The organism is Nostocoides sp., assembly GCF_035343835.1.
Taxonomy (GTDB): domain Bacteria; phylum Actinomycetota; class Actinomycetes; order Actinomycetales; family Dermatophilaceae; genus Nostocoides_A; species Nostocoides_A vanveenii.
Genome location: NZ_DAOQZV010000289.1, coordinates 1 through 3,690, shown reverse-complemented (window position 1 = coordinate 3,690; position 3,690 = coordinate 1). Strand labels below are relative to the sequence as shown.

The 3,690-nt window shown below is 69.2% G+C and carries 4 protein-coding genes, 1 tRNA gene and 1 pseudogene; 4 read left to right on the top strand and 2 right to left on the bottom strand.

Annotated elements, in window-relative coordinates; translation table 11 throughout:
* Positions 1-307, top strand: a pseudogene (locus PKH97_RS14965) (ABC transporter C-terminal domain-containing protein); the annotation flags it as partial.
* 142 nt (positions 308-449) lie between these two features.
* Here PKH97_RS14965 and PKH97_RS14960 read toward each other — a convergent pair.
* Positions 450-956, bottom strand: coding sequence for a MarR family transcriptional regulator (locus PKH97_RS14960; protein WP_324388374.1), 507 nt, complete (start codon positions 954-956; stop codon positions 450-452).
* Positions 957-1,015: 59 nt separating this feature from the next.
* Between PKH97_RS14960 and PKH97_RS14955 the strand changes: the two genes are divergently transcribed.
* Positions 1,016-1,819, top strand: coding sequence for a methyltransferase domain-containing protein (locus tag PKH97_RS14955; protein WP_324388373.1), 804 nt, complete (start codon positions 1,016-1,018; stop codon positions 1,817-1,819).
* Positions 1,820-2,009: 190 nt separating this feature from the next.
* Here PKH97_RS14955 and PKH97_RS14950 read toward each other — a convergent pair whose 3' ends face one another.
* Positions 2,010-2,627, bottom strand: a complete 618-nt coding sequence (locus tag PKH97_RS14950; protein ID WP_324388377.1) for a TetR/AcrR family transcriptional regulator — start codon at positions 2,625-2,627, stop codon at positions 2,010-2,012.
* Between the two features lie 100 nt (positions 2,628-2,727).
* Here PKH97_RS14950 and PKH97_RS14945 point away from each other — a divergent pair.
* Positions 2,728-2,806: transfer RNA gene (locus PKH97_RS14945), tRNA-Gln, on the top strand.
* A gap of 364 nt (positions 2,807-3,170) precedes the next feature.
* The coding region (locus PKH97_RS14940; protein WP_324388372.1) for a hypothetical protein at positions 3,171-3,690 on the top strand (520 nt) is incomplete at its 3' end.

The window sequence follows — 3,690 nt, the reverse complement described above, 5'->3', positions numbered from 1 at the left end:
GTCGGCCCCTGGCCCCGCAGCCGCAGGGGCGACTGGTTCCTCGACCGCGTCCGAGCCGGGCGGCCGCGGCGTGAGCCCGCCGGCCGCGAATCCGGCCCAGCAGCGCGAGGCCCGCAAGAATCTCGCCCGCATCGAACGTCAACTGCAACGGCTCACCGAGAAGGCGGGGCGCATTCATACGGACATGGCGGCTCAGGCCAGCGATCACGCGGCGATGGTGCGCCTCTCCGCCGACCTGCGCGCCGTCGACACCGAGCGCGAGGCGCTCGAAGAGGACTGGCTGGCCCAGGCCGAACTCGCCGAGTGAGCCAGCGCCTCGACCGTGCCGCGCGGGGTCTCTGGGGGTGCGGATCGCCTCCGAGGTGCGCGACGAGGCGGTTGTCGGTCGCGAACGTGATGTCGCTGCGCTGGGTCTTGCTGTAGCGCACAGTCTTGCTGGTGCGCAGCAGCTACTCGGGGGCGTCCAGGCCCGCCTGCAGCTCGCGCAGGAAGCCGGCGAGCGCGCGCCGGTCCGCCTCGCTCAGCCCCGCCAGCACCGCGCGTTCGCGAGTGAGGAGCGCTTCCATGGCCCCGTCGACCGCCCGCACCCCGGCGGGCGTCAACTCGACGAGAACACCGCGCCGGTCGGTCGGCGACGGTTGTCGCGTGACCAGCTCGCGGGCGAGCAGCCGGTCGACCCGGTTGGTCATCGTCCCGCTGGTCACCAAGGTGGCCTCGACCAGGGCGCCGGGAGAGAGCCGGTAGGGCGCACCCGTTCGGCGCAAGGCGGCGAGCACGTCGAACTCCCATATCTCCAGCCCGAGCCCGGCGAAGGCCCCCGCTCGGGCCAGGTCCAGCCGCTTGGCCAGCCGGCTCACGCGCGAGAGCACCTGCAGCGGTGCGACGTCGAGATCGGGCCGTTCGCGTTGCCACGCCGCGACGATCAGATCGACGTCATCGGGCGGGTTCACAGGCATACTCTAGGCACCAAGTATCTTGACGTCGAGATAATCGGCCGCTGAAGGGATGGGACGCGATGTCGACGCGCTGGGATCCGAACCAATACGCCAAGTTTGCTGACGAGCGCTCGCGTCCCTTCTACGAGTTGACCGCACGGGTCCGCGCCGAGGCGCCGCATCTGGTCGTCGACCTCGGGTGCGGCAATGGCCCGCTCACGCTCGCGCTCGCGCAGCGGTGGCCGGACGCGCGGGTCGTCGGCGTCGACTCGTCCCAGCAGATGCTCGACGCGGCGCATGCCCTGGACCCGGACGGGCGGGTCGAGTGGATCCGCGCCGATCTGGCGGTCTGGGATATCGACGAACTCGGCGCACGACCGGATGTGATCGTCACCAATGCGGTGCTCCAGTGGATTCCCAACCACCTCAAACTCCTCCCCACCTGGGTCGACGCGCTCGCACCGGGCGGCTGGCTGGCCCTGCAGGTGCCGGGCAACTTCTCGGCACCCAGCCACCGGCTGATGCGCGAGGTCGCCGCCCGCCAGCCGCGGGCCGGTGAGTTGCTCGCCGCACTCGAGCGCGGCGGATCGGCCGAACCGGCGACCTATCTGCAACTGCTGACCCGCGCCAGCTGCGTCGTCGACGCCTGGGAGACGACCTACCTGCACCTGCTCGACCCGGCGGGGGAGCAGAGCGATCCGGTACTGGAATGGGTGCGCAGCACCGGCCTACGCCCGGTTATCGACCTACTCACCGACGCGGCCGAGCGCGCCGCCTTCGTCGATGCGTATGCCGCCGAGTTGCGCCAGGCCTATCCCCGCACTTCCGCGGGCGTGATCCTGCCCTTCCGGCGCATCTTTTCGGTATGCCAGCGCTTCGCCTGACCTAGTGATGCTCGCCAAGAGGGGCGAGGCTGCGCCTTGTCGACATCGGACGCGCTCGCGTACGCGGTCGCCGATTGCCATCGACGCTAACCGACTTCCACGGGCGAGGGGCCAAAGAGTCCGTTGTTGACGAGGCATGGTCGTGGAGGTCACAACGGCGATGCTTCAGAGAATCTGCGGTCGCCGTGCCTCACGCCGAAGAGGGCTGCTCGGGTCCGCGCAGGACGGGTGACTGCTCGAGCCCAGCCAGCCCGTTCCAGGCCAGATTCACCAGGTGGGCGGCGACATCGCTGCGCCCGAACTTGCGGTTCGAGTCCATCCACCACTGGCCGGTCAGCGCCACCATGCCCACGAGCATCTGGGCATACATCGGGGCGGCCTTGGGGTCCAGCTTCCGGTGCTTGAACTGCGCCACCATGATGTGCTCGACCTGACTGGCCACATCGCTCATCAAGCTGGCGAAGGAGCCGGTCTGCTGTCCCGGCGGCGAATCCCGCACCAGGATCCGGAAGCCATCGGGCTCGTCCTCGATATAGGTCAGCAGCGCCATCGCCGCTTGCTCGATCAGCACGCGCGGGCTCGCGGGGGCCGTCAAGGTGTCGGTGATGCGCGCGGTCAGGTCGGCGATCTCGCGGTCGACGACCACGGCATACAGGCCCTCTTTGCCGCCGAAGTGTTCGTAGACAACGGGTTTCGAGACCTTGGCGGTCGCGGCGATCTCCTCGACGCTGGTGCCCTCGAAGCCCCGCTCCGCGAAGGTATGCCGGCCGACTTCGATCAATTGCTCGCGCCGCTGAGTGCCCGTCATCCGCGAACGCTCGCCCCGTCGGGGCCGGCCGCCGGATGCGCTCACCAAACCATTGTGCCCGCTCGACTACCCTTGACGCGCACCCATTCGGGGTGCGTGATCCCCGGTTGGTCTGCTGGCAGGGCCCGCCTGACTTTGAATCAGGATTAGCGACGTAGGTTCGATTCCTACCCGGGGAGCCCTGGCGCCACGCTCCCGCGGTGCCCGGAAAGCTACTCGGTCACGCCCGTCGAGGTTACCGGCGGACAGTTTCTCGGCGATGTTCTGCGTGCGAACTGCCGCTTCCGAGCGAGCACGTCGCGCGCCCGGGACGAGTCAAAAATGGGGGCGGACGGTGTTGGACGCGGCGAAGCTGTGCGCTGAGGTCACGCTCGCCCCCATCCGATCGGGCGACTTCGTCGACGATGCTTCGAACGGCCAGGTCACCCAGCAGCTCTGGATCGACGACGCCTCGGCCTGGGAGGACCTCTACAACGGCCGCCGCAAGACCAATGGCGAGATGCCGCAGACCACCCCGGCGCGTCCTTCGCGACCACGCCGGTGGTGCTCGCCGTTCCCAAGCCGCTGGCCAGCGCCAAGACCACCGGCCCCCACGCGTGGATCGACGGCCTGGCGACTCTTCCCTTGAGCGCCGCCGACGTGCGCGAGTCGACGCCGACTGCCCTGGCCTTCGCGGCCGTATGGCAGCAGTTCGCCAACCTGCCCGGCGGCACCGACTCGATCAGCGACGCCTTCTTCGAGATCGTCCGCAGCCAGATCCCGGTCGAGAAGGCCTTCGAAAAGGGCGCCAACACCAAGACGGCGCAGGCTCTCGAAGCCGCTTTGGTGACGCCGGCGGCGCAGGAGGTCTTCGCCAAGGCCGGCTACCGCGGCCCCGACGCGACCTTGTCTGCTCCACTGGTCGACGGCATCCCGGTCACCTTGCCCAGCGCCCCCGTCACCATCGAGCAGCCGGGCTTCGTGCAGATCGTGCGGGACATGCAGCGGATCTCGCGGCGTCAGCAGGTCCTTAGTGTCGTCGACGTGTCGGGGTCGATGCTGGAGAAGGCCGGCACCCTGACCC